Origin of the sequence: Aeromonas sp. MaB10011B (assembly GCF_017939325.1) — a bacterium.
Classification (GTDB): Bacteria; Pseudomonadota; Gammaproteobacteria; order Enterobacterales; family Aeromonadaceae; genus Aeromonas; species Aeromonas caviae.
Window position 1 is genome coordinate 192,524 of the sequence record NZ_JAGKRK010000072.1, and the last position, 20,341, is coordinate 212,864.

A 20,341-nucleotide genomic window follows, 5' to 3' on the forward strand; every position below is an offset into this window, starting at 1 on the left:
GCCTGAGCCAGGATTGGTGTCACCCTGCGGCATATTGACGACTCAGGGGGACGCTGGCCCTTTGACTCGATTCCCGCTCACTGGCTGGGAGGGGTGTAACCGTCGATCTGGACTTCACCCGCGTCGAACAGATAGCTGACCATCTCTTTTTCCAGCAACTGGCGGTGCTCGAGATTCATCATGTTCAGCTTCTTCTCGTTGATCAGCATGACCTGCTTCTTCTGCCACTCGGTCCAGGCTTCCTTGCTGATGTTGTCGAAGATCCGCTTGCCGAGTTCACCGGGGTAGAGTTGGAAATCGAGACCCGGCGCTTCTTTCTTCAGGCGCAGGCAAAATACGGTACGGCTCATGTTGACCTCTGTGGTTGCAAGTCTGGTTGTAAGTCCGGGTAGGCGAGCAGACGGGCCGTGGCCGCCGCCAATCCCACCTCGGCAGGATGGCGTAAGTTATACCAGAGTCGGGTATCCGCTTCCATGAGCAGGGGGGCGGGCGGAACAGCCATTTCGATCAGCAAAGGGCGGATATCGAGGTGGAAGTGGCTGAAAGTGTGACGAAATCCAGCGAGCTCCTGATAGGCGGCATCCTCCAGCCCCAACTCCCGCAGTCGTCCGGTCACCTCTGTGAGGGATTCCACCTGCGGGAAGCAGTAAAGCCCGCCCCAGATCCCTTGCGGCGGACGCTTCTCCAGCAGCAGCTGATCGCCGTGGCGGATGATCAGCATAATGCCGTTGCGTGCCGGAATGCTCTTCTTCGGCTTGCTGTGAGGGTAGGCGGTGGGGTTGCCCTGCGACAGCCCCTGGCAATCGGCCTGCACCGGGCAGCGCTCGCAGGCGGGCTTGCTGCGGGTGCAGACGGTGGCCCCCATGTCCATCATGGCCTGATTGTACTGGGCCACCCCGACGCGCGGGGTGAGGCGGGTCGCCAGCTCCCAGAGATCGTGCTCGACCTGCTTCTGGCCCGGCCAGCCCGCCAGCGCCAGCCAGCGGGTGAGTACCCGCTTCACATTGCCATCCAGGATGGCGTGGGGCTGGCCCAGAGAGAGGGAGAGCACGGCCCCGGCGGTGGAGCGACCGATGCCGGGCAGGGCCATCACCTCTTCCAGTTGTTCCGGAAAGAGGCCGCCGTGCAGATCGCGGATCTGCTGGGCAGCCTTGTGCAGGTTGCGCGCGCGCGCGTAGTAGCCAAGCCCGGTCCAGTGATGCAGCACCTCGTCGATGGGGGCGTTGGCCAGGGCCAGCACGTCGGGGAAGCGGGCCATGAACCGCTCGTAATAGGGGATGACAGTGGCAACCTGGGTCTGTTGCAGCATGATCTCGGAGACCCAGACCCGGTAGGGGGTCTTGTCCTGCTGCCAGGGCAGGGTCTTGCGGCCGTGGATCTGGTACCAGTCCAGAATGCGGGTGGCGAAGGTGGTGTTGTCTGAGTGGCTCACAGTGTGCTCATGTTCTGATGATAAGTCCGCCCGCCATCAGGAGGGCGATCCCCGACCCGGCGCATGGCAATGGTCGAGTGTAGGTTATTGATTAAAAAGGGGAGCTCTCGGGCTCCCTCAGAATGGGCGCTGACCCTCCCGGGGGAGGGCCACCGGATGCCGGCAGATCAGCCGCGCCAGTCTTGCAGCGCCTTGAGGCTGGCATACTGGCCGTCGACCTGCAGGACGATGTAGTCCTGGGCGATGGCTGCCAGGATGACACCGGGGGCTATCTCATTCCCCTCGCGCCACTCCCGTCCATTGAGCACGACGGCCCGCTTGGCCGGGTCGGAGGAGTAGTTGTGGGCACCATAGGTCAGGGACGGTACCTGCTGTTTCAGGGCCGGGGCCAGGGCGCCGAGGGGGATGGCACTGGTCTGGACCTGAGCCTGGGGCGCACTCTCTTCCACCAGCGGCGTGTTGTTGAGGGCGGCCATCAGCCGTTCTGCCAGACTCTGTCCCCCCTGGTTTGCGGTAGTCGCAGCCGGGGTTGCGGCAGGTCTTGGAGCGACCACGGGCTCCGGCAGGGGGGGCGGCAGCGGCCGGGTGATCATGGGCCTGGGTTCGACCCGCACGAAGGGGGGAGTCACCACTTCCTTCACTTCGACCTGCTGTTCCACGGGTTTGAGGTGATAGAGGTGCCAGCCATAGTTGGCTGCGGCGCCCATCACCAGGGCCAGGGGCACCAGGGCCCACCAGATCCAGCGGCGGTTGGGCTCCTCTTCCTGGCTCACGGGCAGACCCATGAGCGGCATATGGGGGGTGAACTGGGGCTGGTCGGCCCGGCGCAGGGCCTTGAGCAGGGTGGACATCAGGAGGCCTCCTCGACCATGGGATCCGTCTCATCATCCGCCACGCTGTCGAGATCGACCGGCGTGCTGGCTCGCAGGGATTCATCCTCCAGCCTGGGCATGGGTTCGCCGGAGGCCACATTCAGCCGCAGCAGGGTGTTGCTGCCGGCGATGCCGTCCGGGGTCAGTCCCTGCTCGCGCTGGAACTGTTGCAGCTTGTTCTTGAGGGTGGCATCAAAGCGGCTCACCTTGCGATCGGGTTGCTGCATGGCGCGGCTAAGGGCGTTGTCCAGCCACTGCACCTGGGCAGCCCCGGCATTGCTCGCTATCAGGGGCACGTTGCCCCTGGGCATGCGCCAGAGCAGGGTGTAGCTGCCGCCCCAGGCGTCGGAGAGCCACTGCCTGTCCACCTGCCAGCTCTGGTTGCCGATGAGCAGGGAAGCCTTGTCCGCCCCCAGGCTGACCAGGGTGGCGTAATAGAGGCCGCCGGTCTCGTCGGTGAGACTGATGAGGGCCGGGTATTGCAGCGCCTGCAATTGCGCCAGGGAGGCTTCTCCCTCCTGGCAGCGCAGGCCCGCACGGGGGGCATTGTCGCAGGTTGCCTCCTCCAGCTCGGCCTGGTAGCCCCATACCTTGTAGAGATTCTGCATGGCGACGTCCGGCTCCAGCGCCTGATTGATGGCGCGGGTCAGCTGGGCCTGCTGCTCCGGCGTGTCATCCACCTTGACCGGTACCTCGACCTTGACCAGGGGGCGGGCTGGGAAGAATCCAAAGAATTGCCAGCCCCACCAGCCGGTGGCGACCAGCAGGGCGCCCACCAGGGCGACCGTGAGGCCGGATTGCCAGCTCCCCTCGTCGCGAATGCCGCTCACCTCATACGCGGACTGGCTGATGTCCCCGTGCACTATCTTGTGGCTGCCACGGGCGAAGGCGGCGATGAGGGCGCGGTCGCAGATGAGGTTGATGAGGCGGGGAATGCCCCCGGAGAGGCGATGCAGGGTCTGGATGGCCCTGGGGGTGAAGATGGGCTGGACGCAGCCTGCCACCTGCAACCGGAAGCGGACATAGGCATCCACATCCTGGCGCGACAGCGGCAGCAGGTGATAGCGGGCGGTGATCCGCTGCGCCAGCTGGCGCAGCAGGGGCTGGCGCAGCATCTGTTGCAGCTCGGGCTGGCCGATGAGCACCACCTGCAGCAGTTTCTTCTCGTCTGTCTCCAGATTGGTGAGCAGTCGCAACTGCTCCAGCACGCCGGGCAGCAGGTGCTGGGCTTCATCCACCAGCACCACGCTGCGCTTGCCTGCCGCCAGATTCGCCAGCAGATGATCCCGGATAAGGTCGAACAATTGCTTGAGGCTGGCCTCTTCGCCGTAGGGCAACTGGAATTCGTCGCAGATGGCGGCCAGCAGATCCCGCTCGGTCAGAGAGGGATTGAGGATGTAGGCGATCTCGGTGTCGGCGGGCAATTGCTGCAGCAGACAGCGGGAGACGGTGGTTTTCCCCGTACCCACTTCCCCGGTCAGCAACACGAAGCCGCCACCGTCCTGCAACCCGTAGTTGAGGTGGGCGAGGGCCTCCCCGTGACGCTCGCTCATATAGAGGTATTTGGGGTTGGGCGAGATGGAGAACGGGGGCTCCGACAGACCGAAGAACTGTGTGTACATAAGGATCCATTCCATTGTTATGGGCGGCAGGTTAAAGCCTCCCAAAAGGGATGTCAAAGACCCGGATACCATAAGGGGAGCTGGCTCGAACCACGGGCTGAGTCGCCCGGGACGATGGCGGGAAGCAGCCGCCCGGCCGAGTGATGGCGAGCCTGGTTCGACGGGTGCACATCGTCTCTCTTGGCCAAAAGCGGTATCATCGGGGCAAGTTTATCGAGGGAGAGTGCGCGTGCAGATTTATCTGGTCGGAGGGGCGGTGCGGGATCGCCTGTTGGGATTGCCCCAGGGTGACAGGGATCACCTGGTGGTCGGCGCCACGGTGGAGCAGATGCTGGGTCTCGGATTCACCCAGGTGGGCCGAGACTTTCCGGTCTTTCTTCACCCCAAAACCCAGCAGGAGTACGCCCTGGCGCGCACCGAGCGCAAGCAGGGGCAGGGTTACACCGGCTTCGTCTGCCATGCCTCCCCCGAGGTGACGCTGGAGCAGGATCTGCTGCGCCGGGATCTCACCATCAACGCCATCGCCGAAGATGAGGACGGGCAACTGCACGATCCCTACGGCGGCGTGCAGGATCTGGAGGCGCGGTTGCTGCGCCATGTCTCGCCGGCCTTTGCCGAGGATCCCCTGCGCATCCTGCGGGTGGCGCGCTTCGCCGCCCGTTTCCATGCCCAGGGGTTCGTGGTGGCCCCCGAGACGCTGGGGCTGATGCGCGAGATGACGGAGGCTGGGGAGCTGGCCCACCTGACCCCGGAGCGGGTCTGGAAGGAGCTGGAAAAAGTGCTGCTGGGGCCGACACCCCAGATCTTCTTCGAGGTGCTGCGCGAATGCGGCGCCCTCAAGGCGCTCTTCCCCGAGCTCGATGCCCTGTTCGGTGTGCCGGCCCCTGCCAGATGGCACCCGGAGATCGACACCGGCATCCACACCATGATGGTGCTGGCGCAGGCATGTCGCCTCTCCCCCGAACTGACCGTGCGCTTCGCGTCCCTCTGCCACGACTTTGGCAAGGGGCTGACCCCGCCCGCCTTCTGGCCGAGCCATCACGGCCATGGCCAGAAGGGGTTGCCGCTCATTCGGGATTTTTGCGAGCGCTTCCGGGTGCCGAACGAGTGTCGCGATCTGGCACTGCTGGTGAGCGACCTGCACACCCATATCCACATTGCCTTCGAGCTCAAGCCCGCGACCCTGCTCAAGGTATTCGACAAGGCCGATGCCTGGCGCAGACCGGAGCGCTTTGCCCAGCTGCTCGATACTTGTCGCGCCGACTTCCACGGTCGTACCGGCTTCGAAGAGAAGGTCTACAGTCAGCCGGACTATGTCGCTCAGGCCCTGGAGGCGGCGCAGGCTGTGCCGGTCAAGGAGATAGTGGCGGCCGGCTTCAAAGGGGAGGCAATCCGCGAGCAGCTTGCCAAGCGGCGGCTCGATGCCATCAGCCGGGTGCGCGACGAGTGGACCTTTATCGAGGAGTAAACGCCGCAGCCGATCGACGCTCAATCGACGGCGTGATATGGGCGAAGCATAAAAAAGCCCGGGTCAATGACCCGGGCTTTTTGTCGTGCGGCGTGGGCTGCTCAGGAGAAGCAGGCCTGCAGCACGTAGAAGATGGCGATGGCCAGGATGGCGCCCGCGGGCAGGGTGATGACCCAGGAGACCACGATGTTGCGCAGCACGCCCAGGTTCAGGGCCGCGATGCCCCGTGCCAGACCGACACCCATGACGGCACCGACCAGGGTCTGGGTGGTGGAGATGGGCAGACCGGTGCCGGAGGCGATCACCACGGTGGCGGCGGTGGCCAGCTGGGCGGCGAAGCCACGGCTCGGGGTCAGGTGGGTGATGCCGGTGCCGACGGTCGCCATCACCTTCTCGCCCATGGTGGCCAGACCGATGACGATGCCGATGCCGCCAAGGGGCAGGATCCACCAGGCGATGTGGGAGCTGCCGCCGATCTCGCCGCCGGCCGCCACGATGGAGGCGACTGCAGAGAGCGGACCGATGGCGTTGGCCACGTCGTTGGAGCCGTGGGCGAAGGCCATGGCACAGGCGGTGATGATCATCAGGATGCCGAACACCTTCTCCACGTTGGCGAAGTGCATCTTGCTGTCATCTTTCGGGTTGTACTGCTGGCCGCGGATATAGATCCAGCCGGCAAACGCCACCGCGATGGAGATGGCGACGGAGAGCAGGACGCCCTCGCCATTGCTCAGGTGCAGACCGACGTGGGTCAGCCCCTTCTTGATGGTGACCAGGCAGATGACCAGGGACGTCAGGAACATGTAGAAGGGGACATAGCGCTTGGCGTTGTCCAGGGGGTTGTCCGTGTTGAAGATGAGCTTCTGCACGCTGATGAACATGAAGTAGGCGATGATGCCCGAGATGGCCGGCGTGATGATCCAAGAGCCGACGATGCCGCCAAACTTGTTCCACTGTACCGCTTCCGGACCGATGCTCACCACGGCGAAGCCCACGATGGCGCCGATGATGGAGTGGGTGGTGGAGACGGGCCAGCCGAAATAGGAGGCCAGGATCAGCCACAGACCCGCAGCCAGCAGGGAGGCGATCATGCCGAGCACCAGCAGATCCGGCGTGTCGGCAAAGGCGTTGCTGTCGATGATGCCGCTGCGGATGGTGGCCGTCACTTCGCCACCGGCCAGATAGGCACCGGCGAACTCGAAGATCATGGCGATGATGATCGCCTGACGGATGGTCAGGGACTTGGTGCCGACCGATGTGCCCATGGCGTTGGCGACGTCGTTCGCACCAATGCCCCAGGCCATCAAAAAGCCGAACAAGGCCGCCACGAGCACCAGGGTGGTGCCGTAATTTGCGATAATGTCCATTAGTAGTGTTTACCCAGTCAGTCGATTACGAACGAGCCAGCATCAATTCCAGACGGGCGCCAACGCGCTCTGCCTGATCAGCCAGGTCACCTACCCATTCGAGGATCTTGTAGAGGAACATAACGTCGATCGGATTGTATTTGTGCTCAACGGCTTGCAGCTGTTGGCGCAGTCCGATCTGCATGGTGTCAGTATCGTCCTCGATGAGATCCAGCTGGTGGATCATCTCGGCAACCATTTCAACTTCACGTCCTTTAAAGCCGGTTTCGAGCAGCTCATCGAGTTCTCCGATGGCTTTTTCGGCTTGGGCGGTCGCATCGATACAGCGTTTGAGATAGGCCATGAAATCGGCGCGCATCTCGGTGGGGAATTCCATCTTGCGGCCAAGCATGCGACCGGAAATATCCTTGGCACGGTTGGCAATCTTGTCCTGCTGGGTCAAGAGCTCCAGCAGATCGGTACGGGCGACCGGCAGGAACAGGCCGCGAGGGAGTTTCAAGCGGATTTCGCGCTTGAGGATATCCGCTTCTTTTTCCAGCTGGGCGATCTGTTGCCGGATCTTCTCGGCATCTTCCCAGCGGTCTTCGGCGACGGCATCAAAGAAGGGAATGAGCTGTTCGCAGCACACGTGAACCTTGACGATATGCTTCTGCAGCGGCTTGATGGGGGACTTGGCAAAAAGACCCAAAATAGTATTTACTGGCATGGCCAAACCTGTGTCGGTGAAAAAACACTCGATACGATTTTATGAGGGGCGCATGGTAACCGAACTGTGCCATCAATAAAACCGTGAATTAATCGTGAACTGTCGCTGGCATTATATCCTCGCGACCCTGAACATGCCCCCCAAAGTTGCCCGCCAGCCCGGAATGACTATGCAAACTGAGATCGAGATAAAGTTTTTCGTCACCAGCAATATTCAAGAACCCCTCTCCAACCTTCTGAATTCACTAGAGATTATTTCTTCCAATCAAGCCGCTCTTGGCAACGTCTATTTCGACACGCCCGACCTGGGTTTGCGTGGGCTCGACATGGGGTTGCGCATTCGTCGCAGCGATGATTTTTCCGAGCAGACCATCAAGTGCCGGGGGCAGGTCGTGGGCGGATTGCACGCCAGACCCGAGTACAACACCCCGGTAGAGGGAACCATTCCGACCCTGTCTGCCTTTCCTGCCGATATCTGGCCGAGTCTGGCGGTGCGCGATGAACTCCAGAGCCGTCTGGTGGCCCAGTTCAGCACCGATTTCCTGCGCCGCCACTGGCTGATCGCATTCGGAGATGCCGAGATCGAGCTGGCCTGGGATCAGGGGGAGATTGCCGGTGCCCTGGGGCGTACCGGGATCGACGAGCTGGAGCTGGAGCTGAAATCCGGCGATGCCCGCGCCCTGTTCACCCTGGCGAGCAAGCTGGCGGTGCTGGGAGGATTGCGGCTGGGTGCCCAGTCCAAGGCGCAGCGCGGATACAGGCTGGCTGGGCTTGGCAAGCCACTGGCCGTGCAGCCCCTGCAAAGGATTGAGGGCAAAGATCAGAAGGCCAGCATTACCCTGGGTATGCAGCACTGGCAGTATCATGAGCAGCTCTGGCTCGAGAGTGGCGATGCTGGCGAACAACAACGGGCGCTGCATGCCCTGCTTGAGGGGATATCCCTGGTTGCCGAGGCGGCAGGCACGCTGACGGTGCCCCCCTCCTGGCTGGCCGACCTGCAGGCGCAACAGCGTCTGATGATGCAGGTGGCCGGGGATCGTGCATCACTGCATGCCCTGTTCCACCATGCCGACCTGGTGGGCCTGCAGCTGTCCATCGCGGCCTGGCTGCATCTGGGGGCGTGAATCCTCTGTAGTGCAGAGCGCAAAAAGGTGAGCCCGGGCTCACCTTTTTTATGGCAGTTGCACCTTGAGCGGCGCTATCAGTTCACCACGGCCACGTTGATGGTGCCGTTGCCCTGGGTCATGCGGACCCGGGCGCCAGGCACAAAGGTGGGGCTGGCCTTTTGTACCACCACGATGGATTCGCCGTTCTCTTTCTTGATCTCGAGCTCGACCCCGTCAACCTGGTTGAGTTTGTCCCCTGCCGCCTTGCCGGCCGCCGCACCCGCGATGGCGCCACCGGCCGCCGCGATGTCACTGCCACGACCGCCGCCTATGGTGCTGCCGAGCAGGCCGCCGACCACGGCACCGCCAATGGTGCCGATCAGGGAGTTCTCATCGGCCTGGATCTTGACGGGGCGGGTGGAGAGGATGGTGCCATAGCTGACGGTCTGTACCTGCTTGGCGCGATCCTTGGTGTAGACATCGCCGGAGTAGACGTCGCTGTTGGCACAGCCGGTGATGGCGGTGGTGGCCGCCAGCAGGGTGACGAGAGCAATACGTTTGAACATGATGGGCCTCCTGGGCGGGCATCGGATTAATCTGGTGATGAATTGCACTTTACGCCAACCAGATTGCGCATGAAACCCGCAAAGTGTAACCAATTATGTGGCCGGAAGGCTCCCGTGCCGGTGGTGGATGGTCAGGTCAGGGCTTTTTCCAGCAGCAGGCGATCCTCGCTTGGCCCGAAGTAGCCTCTCTCTTCTGCCAACTGCTGATAACCCAGCCTGAAGTAGAGGCGCTGGGCCGGATTGGCGGGATCCACGGTCAGCCTCACCCGGGCAACCTGCAAATGCGCCAGAGCCTGCTCCACCTGCAACATCATTTGCTCGGCCAGGCCGAAGCCGCGCGCTTCGGGGCGTACTGCGAGGGAGAGCAGCCAGCCCTGCGACCGATCCTGACCAAGCCCCCCGAGGGCATAGCCCAGCAGCCGGCCTTCCCGCTCCGCGACGACCAGCAGTTCGGGCCACAGATCCATGGCCTGGCGAAAGAAGAAACCGGGGTAGACATCCTCGCCGAAGACATCGGCATCTATCTGCCAGATGGCGTGCATGTCGGTGTGGGTGGCAAGGCGCAATACGGGGGACGAGTGCATCGGGGCTCCTCTCATCGGGTCTCTGCTGCGGGGCAGCCAAAAAGGAGGCACAGGGTAGAAGGGGCGGGGAGTCGATGCAAGGGGGGCATTTGTGGCATGCCGCGGATAAAGAAACAGGGCCCGCAGGCCCTGTGTCATCAGAGGAGGCTGGTCGCCTGCTCCAGCCAGGCGAGATCCTCGCCCTCCAGCAGCGGGCTCAGACGGCGGTAGACCTCCGCATGGTATTCGTTGATCCAGCGGAACTCCGCCGGGCTCAGCAGGCTGCGATCGATGAGGCGGATGTCGAACGGCACATAGGTCAGTCGCTCGAAGCCCAGCATCGGCAGCTCGCCACGGGCCTCCTGTTCGGTCACCACCACCAGGTTTTCACAGCGGATGCCGAAGGCATCTTCCCGGTAGTAGCCCGGCTCGTTGGAGAGCACCATGCCCGGCTGCAGGGCCACCAGGCTGCCCTTGGGGGCGATGCGCTGCGGGCCTTCGTGCACGCTGAGGAAGTGGCCGACCCCGTGGCCGGTACCGTGGTCGTAGTTGTAACCGGCCTGCCACAGTGGCATGCGGGCCAGCACGTCGAGCTGGATGCCGGCTGTGCCGCGGGGGAAGCGGGCCTGATCCAGGGCAATATGACCCTGCAGCACCCGGGTAAACATGGTCCTGTGCTCGTCGGTCACCTCACCCACCTTGACGGTGCGGGTGATGTCGGTGGTGCCGTCCAGGTACTGGGCGCCGGAGTCCACCAGATAGATGCTGTCCTGGCCGAAGGCGCGCGGGGTGCCGTTTGTGTGGCGGTAGTGGCACATGGCGGCGTTGGGGCCGAGTGCCGAGATGGTGTCGAAGCTCGGCTCCACATAGTGCTCCTGCTCGTGGCGGAAGGCTTCCAGCTGGTCGGCCAGGGTGCCTTCGTCCACGCCGTCGAACTCGCCGCTGGCGATCAGGCGATCCAGCCAGGCCAGGAAGCGGGTGACGGCAACGGCGTCGCGCAGGTGGGCGGCACGCATGCCGGCCAGCTCCACGGGGTTCTTGCACGCCTTGGGAAGCATGGTGGGATCCTGGCCGGCCACCAGAATGGCGCCCGCCTCTTCCATCACGAGCTGGGTCCAGGCGTTGGCGGTGTTGGGGTCGGCCAGCACCTTCTGCTGATCCTCGCCGATGCGCTGCAACACGTCACCCAGCTTGTCGATGGGGTAGACGGAGACATCCTGCCCCACGTGCTGGCTGAAGGCGAAGCAGTCGATCTTGTCGGTATCGACGAAGAAATCCATGGTGGTGTTGGCGTAGAGCACCGCAAAGCCCAGCACCACCGGCAGGCGTTCCACGTCGCGACCACGCAGGTTGAGCAGCCAGTTGATGGGCTCGGCCTGGGTCAGCAGCACCGCATCCAGCCCGCGCTTGCGCAGATCGCTGGCCAGCATTTCGCGCTTGGCCTGGCTGGACTGGCCCGCCAGCTCCTCGCTGTAGAGGATGACAGGGCTCTTGGTCGGGGCGGGACGATCGCTCCAGTGCAGATCGATGGGGTTCTCGTCGATGCGCACCAGCTCGATGCCGTGATCGGCCAGTACTGCGTTGGCGTTCTGATACCAGGCCAGGCTGTGCAGGCGGGCATCGAAACCGACCCGGGAGCCTGAGGGCAACTGCTCCGCCAGCCACTGCACGTGGGGGTCTTCATTGAGGTGGAGAAACTCGAACAGCTCGGCCGGCGCCTGCATGCGCGCCTGCACGGTATAACGACCGTCGATGAACAGGGCCGCCCGATGCGCCATGATGATGGCGAGCCCGGCGGAGCCGTTGAAACCCGTGATCCAGTCCAGCCGCTCGGCATAGGCGGGAATGTACTCCCCCAGATGCTCGTCGTCGTGGGGAACGATGAAGGCGTCCAGCTCCAGCGTGGCCAGTGTGGCCCTGACCTGGGCGACGCGGGTTTCAATAATCTCGAAATGGTTCATGTCGTTATTGCCAGCTTGTGGTGATGTGAGTGTTCATTGATGGTGGCCGCCTGCCAGGATCTGTCTGATCGACTGGCCTGCCGCCTCGATGTGTTGCTTGAGCAGTACCACTGCTTCGTGCTTGCGCCGGGCGCGGCACAGTTCAAGGAGTCGGGCGTGCTCCCGCTCGGCCTTGTCCACGCCGCCCTGGGCGAACAGCAGTTCGAAACGCACATAGCGGTCGCAGCTCAGATTGATCTGGGCGATCAGTTCCAGTGCCTGGGGGCGATTGGCTGCCTGGTAAAGGGTGGCGTGAAAGCGGTGATTCAACTCGGCCCAGTGTTCGATCTGGGTGCCAGACTCCAGCGCCAGATCAAACTGGGCGAGGATGGCTTGCGCCTGGGCGAAGGTCTCCTCCGTCATCAGGTCGACGGCGTGGAACAGGGTATCGGCTTCGAGCAGTGCCCGCAAATAAAAGAGCTCCTCGATGGCCGAGGCATCCAGCATGGTCACCACGGCGCCGCGATGGGCCTCGAACTTCACCAGCCCCTGAGCTTCCAGTTGCATCAGGGCTTCCCGCACCGGGATGCGGCTCACCGCCAGCTCCTTGGCGATGGCGTCCTGGCGCAGGGGGGCGCCCGCAGCAAACTCGCCACGCAATATCCGGCCGCGGAGGTTCTCCATCACCATCTGGGTTCGGGTCTTGTAAGGTGGGGTCATGCTGGGGTCACGGGCAGGTTGCAAAATTGTATATTGTATAAAGTTTGGCTGAATCTAACGCGCAAGGGCCGTCAAGGCAAGGCTTGGCGGGAGCCATATGCCGCGCATCGGCCAAAAAAATACCGGCCAGCAGGGCTGACCGGTACGGGATTGCGAGCGCGAGGCGCGTTTCTTACAACTGCGGACCCGCCGCGACCAGGCGTTTGCCTTCGTCGTTGTCGGTGAAGCGCTCGAAGTTCTTGATGAAGCGCCCGGCCAGATCGGCCGCCTTGGCATCCCACTCGGCCTGGTCGGCGTAAGTGTCTCGCGGATCCAGGATGGCGGGGTTGACGCCCGGCAGCTCGGTCGGCACTTCCAGGTTGAACACCGGCAGTACCTTGGTCGGCGCCTTCTCGATGGAACCATCCAGGATGGCGTCGATGATGCCACGGGTATCTTTGATGGAGATCCGCTTGCCGGTGCCGTTCCAGCCGGTGTTGACCAGGTAGGCTTCAGCCCCTGCCGCTTCCATCCGTTTCACCAGCTCCTGGCCGTACTTGGTCGGGTGCAGGCTGAGGAAAGCCGCGCCGAAGCAGGAGGAGAAGGTCGGGGTCGGCTCTGTGATGCCGCGCTCGGTACCGGCCAGCTTGGCGGTAAAGCCGGACAGGAAGTGGTACTTGGTCTGCTCCTTGGTCAGCTTGGCGACCGGGGGCAGCACACCGAAGGCGTCTGCGGTCAGGAAGATCACCTTGGTGGCGTGACCCGCCTTGGAGACCGGCTTGACGATGTTGTCGATGTGATAGATGGGGTAGGAGACCCGGGTATTCTCGGTGCGGGAGCCGTCGTCGAAGTCGATGGTGCCATCGGCGGCCACGGTCACGTTCTCCAGCAGCGCATCGCGGCGGATGGCGTGGTAGATGTCCGGCTCGGCCTCTTCGGAGAGCTTGATGGTCTTGGCGTAGCAGCCCCCTTCGAAGTTGAACACGCCGTGATCATCCCAGCCGTGCTCGTCATCGCCGATCAGCTGACGCTTGGGATCGGTGGAGAGGGTGGTCTTGCCGGTGCCGGAGAGGCCGAAGAAGATGGCCACGTCCCCATCCTTGCCCACGTTGGCGGAGCAGTGCATGGAGGCGATGCCGCGCAGGGGCAGGAAGTAGTTCATCATGGAGAACATGCCCTTCTTCATCTCGCCACCGTACCAGGTGCCGCCGATGAGTTGCATCTTCTCGGTCATGTTGAAGGCGACGAAGTTCTCGGAGTTGAGACCTTGCTCCTTCCAGTTCGGGTTGGTGCACTTGGCACCGTTCATCACCACGAAGTCCGGTTTGAAGGTCTTCAGCTCCTCTTCGCTCGGGCGGATGAACATGTTCTTCACGAAGTGCGCCTGCCAGGCCACCTCGGTGATGATGCGCACTGCCAGGCGGGTGTCCGGGTTGGCGCCGCAGAAGCCGTCCACCACGAACAGACGCTTGCCGGAGAGCTGTTTGGTGACCAGCCCTTTCAGATGTGACCACACTTCCGGGGTAATCGCCTTGTTATCGTTTTTACCCTGGTCAGACCACCACACAGTATCCTGGGTAGTGGCATCTTTGACGATATATTTATCTTTAGGGGAGCGGCCGGTGAAGATGCCGGTGTTGACGTTGACGGCGCCAAGCTCGGTGACGACGCCACGCTCGAAGCCCTCAAGGTCTGAGCGGGTCTCTTCAGCGAAAAGCTGCTCATAGGAGGGGTTGCGAACGATTTCCTGGCTGTTTTTGATACCGTATTGGTCCAGCTTCAGTTGTTGGGCCAGGGTGGGTTCTACCACGATTGTCATTGTATTCTCCTGGGTTCAGAGGTGTGTAGGGTTCTATCTGACGTTCATGCTACCACCTAGGTGGTAGTTTTTAGCGATCGCCATCAAACTTTATAAAATAGGGTATTTTTTTGTTATTTAAGTTAAAGGCGGGTTTTGCCCGCCTTTGATTAGTGTAACTGGTTTGCATCATTACCGGGAGCCCTGCTGAACAGGGTTTCGATGTCTATCCCGTCGAATTCGTAGTGGGCGCCGCAGTAATCGCAGTGCATGTCGATCTTGCCGAGCTCCTGCACCATGGATACCGCTTCCTCCTTGTCTATCTGCAGCAAAGCCCCTTCGCAACGGGCGCGGGAGCAGGTGCAGCGGAACTCGATGGCCTGGGGATCGAACACCCGTACCTTGTCCTGGTGGTAGAGGCGGTAGAGGATCTCTTCCGCGTCCAGACCGAACAGCTCTTCGTCCTTGATGGTGGTGGTGAGCTGGACCAGGTGGTCGAAATCTTCGCTGTGATCCTCGCTCTGGGCCGGCAGCTCCTGCAGCAGGATGCCCGCCGCACGGGGCTCGCCCTCGTGGTGGCCGGTGCGGATCCAGAGGCGGGTGGCGAGTTGTTCGGACTGGGCGAAGTAGTGCTCCAGGCAGGCCGCCAGGGTGTCGGCCTCCAGGGCGATGATGCCCTGATAGCGCTCTCCTTGATCCGGGGTGATGGTGATGACCAGATGGCCGTTGCCGATCAGGCTTTGCAGCTTGCCGTCCGTCGGCAATTCCCCTTCATAGCGTGCCACGCCGCGCAATTGCTGGTTGTTGTCGCCGTTGATGACGGCCAGACGTACCGGACCGTCCCCCTGCAGCTGCACCGTGATGGAGCCTTCGAACTTGAGGGTGGCGGTCAGCAGGCTGGTGGCAACCAGCAGCTCGCCCAGCAGGTGCTGCACCTGTACCGGGTAGTTCTGGGCGTCGATGATGTGGCGGTAGGTACGATCCAGCTGGACCAGCTCCCCACGCACTTCGTACTCTTCGAACAGATAGCGATACAGGAGGTCTTGGTTACTCATCATGGTTTCCTAGGATGTTCTTGGGGAAAATAAACACATTGTTAAACAGGTGGTTAGGAACTAATTCCTCCACCTGTCGTCATAAAGGGGCCACAGACGCGGATTAGGATTGTTTGACCCGGATAAGCTGGCGTCGCTCCTGCTTGTCGGGTCGGCGCTCCGGGCTTGGGGCAAACTGGCTGTTGAAGCGGCGGGCTTCGCTGTTTTCGGCCCGTTTCTTCAGGCTGGCCTCTGTCTCTTCATAGAGTTGCTGGGCCAGCGGGGCGGATTTGCGCTGCTCGCTCACCTCGAGCACCCGCACCTCCCGCTCGTCCTGGCCTTGCCAGAATCGCACCAGGGCGCCGACCTCGACCGCCTTGCCTGGCTTGGTGCGCTGGCCGTTGTAGTGCACCTTGCCGCCGTCGATCTGATCCCGCGCCAGACTGCGGGTCTTGTAAAAGCGGGCGGCCCACAGCCACTTGTCGAGACGGACCTGAGTGCTGCTTTGTGCTGGATTCGACATGGATCGGCTCCGGGATGGCTGAAAAGGTGCCTGATTATACCAGAGGCGGGCCCCGGGATAGAAACAGGGGGCATCCGGGTGTGACGGAAACTGAATTTTCACCCCTTGGTCCCATCCGGTCGGTTGTCTCTGGGTCCATTGCCGTACACAATAGCCAACCGACTTGGATGCCAGACAATTTTGAGAAAGATGACGCTACCGTTCAGGGATGATTTGTTGACTTCCCTTCTGGCTCGCTGCAAGGCCATGCCACTCTCCCGTTTCAGCCAGCCCCTGTTCTGGCTTCTGCTGCTGTTGCTGGCCCAGCAGTGTGCCGTGCTCACCTGGCGCCTGTACGAACTGGCCCAGCCCGCTCCCCTGACCCCCTGGCAACCCTCGGTCACCTCGGTGCAGGGGAGTGGTGGCGATCGCCTCGATCTTGGCAACCTCAGCCGCCTCTCTCTCTTTGGCAAGGCGCTGCAACCCCAGGCAGACAAGGTGGCAGAGACGGTGGCGGCGGATGCCCCGAAAACCCAGCTCAATGCCCAGCTCAACGGGGTGCTGGCAAGCTCGGATCCCGCCAAGTCCATCGCTATCATCGCCCACAACGGGACACAGAACTCTTACGGCATCGGAGACTACATCGACGGTACCCAGGCCAGGATCCGCCAGGTGTTTGCCGATCGGGTCATCATCGCCCGGGACGGCCGTGACGAGACCCTGATGCTGGACGGGGAGGAGTATGGCAAGCCCCTGCCCAAACCGGCCCGCCAGGAGGGACTCTCCTCCGTGCGCAGCGAACTGCTGGGCAACCCGGGCAAGATCACCGATTACCTCAATATTTCTCCGGTCCGGGTGGACGGTCGCATGACCGGCTATCGCCTCAACCCGGGTCGCAATCCGGAACTGTTCAATCAACTCGGACTGGTCGCCAACGATCTGGCGGTCAGCATCAACGGCCTGGATCTGCGTGACAACGCCCAGGCCATGCAGGCGATGCAGCAGGTGGCGGGCGCCACGGAAATGACCGTCACCGTCGAGCGGCAAGGACAGCTCTATGACGTCTATGTCGGCTTGTCAGAATAATGAATTGGAGTAGCACCAAGAATGACAAATAAAGGGAAGGGCTGGCGTCTGGCCACCATGGCGGCAGCCTTGATGATGGCCGGTTCTGCCTGGGCCACCGAGTATTCCGCCAGTTTCAAGAACGCCGACATCGAGGAGTTCATCAACACGGTCGGCAAGAACCTGAACAAAACCATCATCATAGAGCCATCGGTACGCGGCAAGATCAACGTGCGCAGCTATGACCTGCTCAACGAGGATCAGTACTACCAGTTCTTCCTGAGCGTGCTCGACGTTTACGGCTTTGCCGTGGTGCCCATGAACAACGGCGTGCTCAAGGTAGTGCGCTCCAAGGATGCCAAGACCTCGGCCATCCCCGTGGTGGATGACACCAACCCCGGCGTGGGTGACGAGATGGTGACCCGGGTCGTGCCGGTGCGCAATGTCTCGGTCCGTGAACTGGCCCCCCTGCTGCGTCAGCTCAACGACAACGCCGGCGGCGGCAACGTGGTCCACTACGAGCCCTCCAACGTGCTGCTCATCACTGGCCGCGCCGCTGTCGTCAACCGCCTGGTGGAGGTGGTTCGCCGGGTGGACAAGGCGGGGGATCAGGACATGGACGTCATCAAGCTCAAGTTCGCCTCCGCCGGCGAGATGGTGCGGCTGGTGACCAACCTCAACAAGGATGGCAGCAATCAGGGGGCCAACGCCTCGCTGCTGCTTTCCCCCAAGGTGGTGGCCGACGAGCGCACCAACTCCGTGGTCATCAGCGGCGAGCCCAAGGCCCGTGCCCGCATCATCCAGATGGTGCGCCAGCTCGACCGGGATCTGCAGAGCCAGGGCAACACCCGGGTCTTCTACCTGAAATATGGCAAGGCCAAGGATCTGGTGGACGTCCTCAAGGGGGTCAGCTCCAGCATCGCCGCCGACAAGAAGGGCGGGGCGGCTGCCACGGCCACGGGCGGCGCCAGCATCGGCGGCGGCCAGCTCGCCATCTCCGCCGACGAGACCACCAATGCCCTGGTGATCACCGCCCAGCCGGACGTGATGGCCGAGCTGGAGCAGGTCATCGCCAAGCTCGACATTCGTCGTGCCCAGGTGCTGGTGGAGGCCATCATCGTCGAGATATCGGATGGTGACGGCATGAACCTCGGGGTGCAGTGGGCCAACACCAATGGCGGCGGCACCCAGTTCACCGACACCGGTCTGCCCATCGGCTCCCTGGCCATCGCCGCCAAGGATTACAAAGACAACGGCAACACCGACGGCCTGTCATCCCTGGCGGGCAGCTTCAGCGGCATGGCGGCAGGCTTCTATCACGGGGACTGGGCGGCGCTGGTGACGGCGCTCTCCACCAACAGCAAGAACGACATCCTCTCCACCCCGAGCATCGTCACCATGGACAACAAGGAGGCCTCCTTCAACGTCGGTCAGGAAGTGCCGGTGCAGAGCGGCTCCCAGAGCTCCACCACCAGCGATCAGGTGTTCAACACCATAGAGCGCAAGACGGTGGGGACCAAGCTGGTGGTGACGCCCCAGATCAACGAAGGAGATTCCGTGCTGCTCAACATCGAGCAGGAGGTCTCCAGCGTGGCACAGAAGCAGGCGACCGGGACCGCCAACCTGGGCCCCACCTTCGATACCCGCACCGTGAAGAACGCCGTGCTGGTCAAGAGCGGCGAGACAGTGGTGCTGGGCGGCCTGATGGACGAACAGACCCAGGAGCAGATCTCCAAGGTGCCCCTGCTCGGGGACATTCCGGTGCTGGGTTACCTGTTCCGTTCCTCCAAGACCTCCACCGCCAAGCGCAACCTGATGGTCTTCATCCGCCCGACCATATTGCGTGACGCCAATGTCTACTCCGGGGTCTCCAGCAACAAGTACACCCTGTTCAGGGCCGAACAGCTGAGCCGGGCTGCGGAAGAGGGCTATGCCACCTCGCCGGTTCGCCAGGTGCTGCCCGCCTATGGCCAGGACGTGATGATGTCCCCCGAGGTGCAACAGCAGATCCAGAGAATGCAGGCCCAGCAGCAGGCGACCGCCACCGGCGTGCGCGCCCAGGTGCAGGAGCAGCCCTTCGTGCAGAGCAAGCCCTGATGGCCGCCTACCAGCTCGATGGCAGCGAGCTGCCGGCTCCCCTGCCGGAACTGCCGTTCGCGTTTGCCCGCAACTTCGGGGCCATCCTGACCGAGCGCCAGGGTGCCCCGGTGCTGCTCTGTCGTCAGGGGATCTCCCCCCAGACCCTGCTGGAGGTGCGCCGGGTGGCGGGCTGTGCCTTCGCGGTGGAGCAGCTTGGCAACGACGAGTTCGAGACGCTCCTGATGGCCCACTATCAGCGTGACTCCTCCGAGGCGCGTCAGCTGATGGAGGATCTCGGCAACGAGATGGACTTCTTTGCCCTGGCCGAAGAGCTGCCCCAGAGCGAGGATCTGCTGGATGCCGACGACGACGCCCCCATCATTCGCCTCATCAATGCCATGTTGAGCGAGGCGATAAAAGAAGAGGCGTCCGACATCCACATCGAGACCTTCGAGCGGGCCCTGGTGATCCGTTTTCGCATCGATGGGGTGCTGCGGGAGATCCTGCGCCCCCACCGCAAACTCGCCTCCTTGCTGGTGTCGCGCATCAAAGTCATGTCGCGCATGGACATCGCCGAGAAGCGGGTGCCCCAGGATGGCCGCATCTCACTGCGCATCGGCGGCCGGGCGGTGGACGTGCGGGTCTCAACCATGCCGTCCAGCTACGGCGAGCGGGTGGTATTGCGATTGCTCGACAAGAACAACGTGCGCCTCGAGCTCAAGCAGCTCGGCATGACACTGGCCAACCGCAACATCATCAGCGAACTCATTCGCAAGCCCCACGGCATCATCCTGGTGACGGGCCCGACCGGTTCGGGCAAGTCCACCACCCTTTATGCGGCCCTCTCGGAGATCAACTCCCGGGATCGCAACATCCTGACCGTCGAAGACCCCATCGAATATGACCTCGAAGGGGTGGGCCAGACCCAGGTCAACAGCAAGGTGGACATGACCTTCGCCCGGGGCCTGCGCGCCATTTTGCGCCAAGACCCGGACGTGGTGATGGTGGGGGAAATCCGTGACCTCGAGACCGCCCAGATCGCGGTGCAGGCATCCCTCACCGGTCACCTGGTGATGTCGACCCTGCACACCAACACCGCCATCGGCGCCATCACCCGGATGCGGGACATGGGGATCGAGCCCTTCCTGCTCTCCTCGTCGCTCCTGGCGGTACTGGCCCAGCGGCTGGTGCGCACCCTCTGCCCGGATTGCCGCGCACCGCACCCTGTCACCGAGCAGGAGCGTCTGGCCATGGGCATCGAGCTTGCGCCGGATCAGCAGATCTGGCGTCCGGTGGGCTGCGAGCAGTGCAACCACACCGGCTATCGCGGCCGGACCGGCATCCACGAGCTGGTGGTGGTGGACGAGGCGGTGCGCGAGGCGATCCACAGCGCCAGCGGCGAGCTCGCCATCGAGCGGCTGATCCGGGGTCACACCCCCAGCATCCGCCGCGACGGCATCGACAAGGTGCTCAAGGGGCAGACCAGCCTCGAAGAGGTGCTGCGCGTGACCCGGGAAGACTGA

The 20,341-nt window shown here is 62.8% G+C and carries 18 protein-coding genes; 5 read left to right on the plus strand and 13 right to left on the minus strand.

The annotated features are described in order from the left end of the window. Positions 1 to 77 precede the first annotated feature (77 nt). The 4 genes from J9893_RS15280 to J9893_RS15295 all read right to left on the minus strand — a co-directional run bounded on the left by J9893_RS15280 (position 78) and on the right by J9893_RS15295 (position 3,926). Positions 78 to 350: an oxidative damage protection protein gene (locus tag J9893_RS15280; protein ID WP_010675742.1), complete on the minus strand. Its 273-nt coding sequence runs from the start codon at positions 348 to 350 to the stop codon at positions 78 to 80. Further along, positions 347 to 1,432 carry an A/G-specific adenine glycosylase gene (gene mutY / locus J9893_RS15285; RefSeq protein WP_042014850.1) on the minus strand — a complete coding sequence of 362 codons (1,086 nt, stop codon included), beginning with the start codon at positions 1,430 to 1,432 and terminating at the stop codon, positions 347 to 349. Before mutY ends, J9893_RS15280 begins: the two co-directional genes overlap by 4 nt. Positions 1,433 to 1,599: 167 nt before the next feature. Further along, the gene (gene exeB, locus J9893_RS15290) at positions 1,600 to 2,283 is read right to left on the minus strand and encodes a GspB family T2SS assembly factor variant ExeB (RefSeq protein WP_042882413.1); all 684 of its coding nucleotides are present in this window, start codon (positions 2,281 to 2,283) and stop codon (positions 1,600 to 1,602) included. Beyond that, a complete protein-coding gene (locus J9893_RS15295) occupies positions 2,283 to 3,926 on the minus strand; it encodes an ExeA family protein (RefSeq protein WP_010675739.1) in 1,644 nt (547 codons plus the stop codon). Before J9893_RS15295 ends, exeB begins: the two co-directional genes overlap by 1 nt. Positions 3,927 to 4,155: 229 nt before the next feature. Between J9893_RS15295 and J9893_RS15300 the strand changes: the two genes are divergently transcribed. After that, positions 4,156 to 5,394 (plus strand): multifunctional CCA addition/repair protein, encoded by a 1,239-nt coding sequence (locus J9893_RS15300; RefSeq protein WP_210599777.1) that lies wholly within the window; start codon positions 4,156 to 4,158, stop codon positions 5,392 to 5,394. A gap of 101 nt (positions 5,395 to 5,495) precedes the next feature. Here J9893_RS15300 and J9893_RS15305 read toward each other — a convergent pair whose 3' ends face one another. Next, positions 5,496 to 6,761 (minus strand): inorganic phosphate transporter, encoded by a 1,266-nt coding sequence (locus tag J9893_RS15305; protein ID WP_010675737.1) that lies wholly within the window; start codon positions 6,759 to 6,761, stop codon positions 5,496 to 5,498. Positions 6,762 to 6,786: 25 nt separating this feature from the next. Next, entirely contained in the window at positions 6,787 to 7,467 is a 681-nt protein-coding gene (locus tag J9893_RS15310) for a TIGR00153 family protein (protein WP_010675736.1), read from the minus strand. 169 nt (positions 7,468 to 7,636) lie between these two features. Here J9893_RS15310 and J9893_RS15315 point away from each other — a divergent pair, with 169 nt between their 5' ends. Continuing rightward, positions 7,637 to 8,590 carry a CYTH domain-containing protein gene (locus tag J9893_RS15315; RefSeq protein WP_210599776.1) on the plus strand — a complete coding sequence of 318 codons (954 nt, stop codon included), beginning with the start codon at positions 7,637 to 7,639 and terminating at the stop codon, positions 8,588 to 8,590. A 77-nt stretch (positions 8,591 to 8,667) separates the two neighbouring features. On the opposite strand, the gene J9893_RS15320 is transcribed toward J9893_RS15315, so the two are convergent. From J9893_RS15320 to hslR, 7 genes are all read right to left on the minus strand, one after another. Further along, positions 8,668 to 9,138, minus strand: a complete 471-nt coding sequence (locus tag J9893_RS15320) for a glycine zipper 2TM domain-containing protein (protein ID WP_010675734.1) — start codon at positions 9,136 to 9,138, stop codon at positions 8,668 to 8,670. A gap of 131 nt (positions 9,139 to 9,269) precedes the next feature. After that, a complete protein-coding gene (locus tag J9893_RS15325) occupies positions 9,270 to 9,722 on the minus strand; it encodes an N-acetyltransferase (RefSeq protein WP_210599775.1) in 453 nt (150 codons plus the stop codon). 137 nt (positions 9,723 to 9,859) lie between these two features. Beyond that, positions 9,860 to 11,662, minus strand: coding sequence for an aminopeptidase P family protein (locus tag J9893_RS15330; protein WP_210599774.1), 1,803 nt, complete (start codon positions 11,660 to 11,662; stop codon positions 9,860 to 9,862). Between the two features lie 33 nt (positions 11,663 to 11,695). Then, positions 11,696 to 12,361, minus strand: a complete 666-nt coding sequence (locus J9893_RS15335; protein WP_039040592.1) for a GntR family transcriptional regulator — start codon at positions 12,359 to 12,361, stop codon at positions 11,696 to 11,698. A 172-nt stretch (positions 12,362 to 12,533) separates the two neighbouring features. Beyond that, positions 12,534 to 14,159, minus strand: a complete 1,626-nt coding sequence (pckA, locus tag J9893_RS15340; protein ID WP_010675730.1) for a phosphoenolpyruvate carboxykinase (ATP) — start codon at positions 14,157 to 14,159, stop codon at positions 12,534 to 12,536. Between the two features lie 149 nt (positions 14,160 to 14,308). Next, positions 14,309 to 15,193: an Hsp33 family molecular chaperone HslO gene (hslO, locus tag J9893_RS15345; protein WP_010675729.1), complete on the minus strand. Its 885-nt coding sequence runs from the start codon at positions 15,191 to 15,193 to the stop codon at positions 14,309 to 14,311. A 103-nt stretch (positions 15,194 to 15,296) separates the two neighbouring features. Further along, positions 15,297 to 15,695, minus strand: a complete 399-nt coding sequence (gene hslR / locus J9893_RS15350; protein ID WP_010675728.1) for a ribosome-associated heat shock protein Hsp15 — start codon at positions 15,693 to 15,695, stop codon at positions 15,297 to 15,299. Positions 15,696 to 15,908: 213 nt separating this feature from the next. Here hslR and exeC point away from each other — a divergent pair, with 213 nt between their 5' ends. Genes exeC through exeE form a run of 3 tightly spaced genes read left to right on the plus strand, consistent with a single transcriptional unit; the run spans position 15,909 to position 20,341 of the window. Beyond that, positions 15,909 to 16,760 carry a GspC family type II secretion system variant ExeC gene (exeC, locus tag J9893_RS15355; RefSeq protein WP_272876397.1) on the plus strand — a complete coding sequence of 284 codons (852 nt, stop codon included), beginning with the start codon at positions 15,909 to 15,911 and terminating at the stop codon, positions 16,758 to 16,760. A 21-nt stretch (positions 16,761 to 16,781) separates the two neighbouring features. Beyond that, positions 16,782 to 18,836: a type II secretion system secretin GspD gene (gene exeD, locus J9893_RS15360; protein WP_210599772.1), complete on the plus strand. Its 2,055-nt coding sequence runs from the start codon at positions 16,782 to 16,784 to the stop codon at positions 18,834 to 18,836. Then, the gene (gene exeE / locus J9893_RS15365; protein WP_041211720.1) at positions 18,836 to 20,341 is read left to right on the plus strand and encodes a GspE family T2SS ATPase variant ExeE; all 1,506 of its coding nucleotides are present in this window, start codon (positions 18,836 to 18,838) and stop codon (positions 20,339 to 20,341) included. Before exeD ends, exeE begins: the two co-directional genes overlap by 1 nt.

Bases quoted from the DNA above. Each gene is read 5' to 3' on its own strand.
- pckA (WP_010675730.1), bottom strand. From the start codon at position 14,159: ATGACAATCGTGGTAGAACCCACCCTGGCCCAACAACTGAAGCTGGAC.
- J9893_RS15325 (WP_210599775.1), bottom strand. From the start codon at position 9,722: ATGCACTCGTCCCCCGTATTGCGCCTTGCCACCCACACCGACATGCAC.
- J9893_RS15335 (WP_039040592.1), bottom strand. From the start codon at position 12,361: ATGACCCCACCTTACAAGACCCGAACCCAGATGGTGATGGAGAACCTC.
- hslO (WP_010675729.1), bottom strand. From the start codon at position 15,193: ATGAGTAACCAAGACCTCCTGTATCGCTATCTGTTCGAAGAGTACGAA.
- exeD (WP_210599772.1), top strand. From the start codon at position 16,782: ATGACAAATAAAGGGAAGGGCTGGCGTCTGGCCACCATGGCGGCAGCC.
- exeE (WP_041211720.1), top strand. From the start codon at position 18,836: ATGGCCGCCTACCAGCTCGATGGCAGCGAGCTGCCGGCTCCCCTGCCG.
- J9893_RS15305 (WP_010675737.1), bottom strand. From the start codon at position 6,761: ATGGACATTATCGCAAATTACGGCACCACCCTGGTGCTCGTGGCGGCC.
- J9893_RS15330 (WP_210599774.1), bottom strand. From the start codon at position 11,662: ATGAACCATTTCGAGATTATTGAAACCCGCGTCGCCCAGGTCAGGGCC.
- J9893_RS15295 (WP_010675739.1), bottom strand. From the start codon at position 3,926: ATGTACACACAGTTCTTCGGTCTGTCGGAGCCCCCGTTCTCCATCTCG.
- J9893_RS15320 (WP_010675734.1), bottom strand. From the start codon at position 9,138: ATGTTCAAACGTATTGCTCTCGTCACCCTGCTGGCGGCCACCACCGCC.
- J9893_RS15280 (WP_010675742.1), bottom strand. From the start codon at position 350: ATGAGCCGTACCGTATTTTGCCTGCGCCTGAAGAAAGAAGCGCCGGGT.
- hslR (WP_010675728.1), bottom strand. From the start codon at position 15,695: ATGTCGAATCCAGCACAAAGCAGCACTCAGGTCCGTCTCGACAAGTGG.
- J9893_RS15315 (WP_210599776.1), top strand. From the start codon at position 7,637: ATGCAAACTGAGATCGAGATAAAGTTTTTCGTCACCAGCAATATTCAA.
- J9893_RS15310 (WP_010675736.1), bottom strand. From the start codon at position 7,467: ATGCCAGTAAATACTATTTTGGGTCTTTTTGCCAAGTCCCCCATCAAG.
- exeB (WP_042882413.1), bottom strand. From the start codon at position 2,283: ATGTCCACCCTGCTCAAGGCCCTGCGCCGGGCCGACCAGCCCCAGTTC.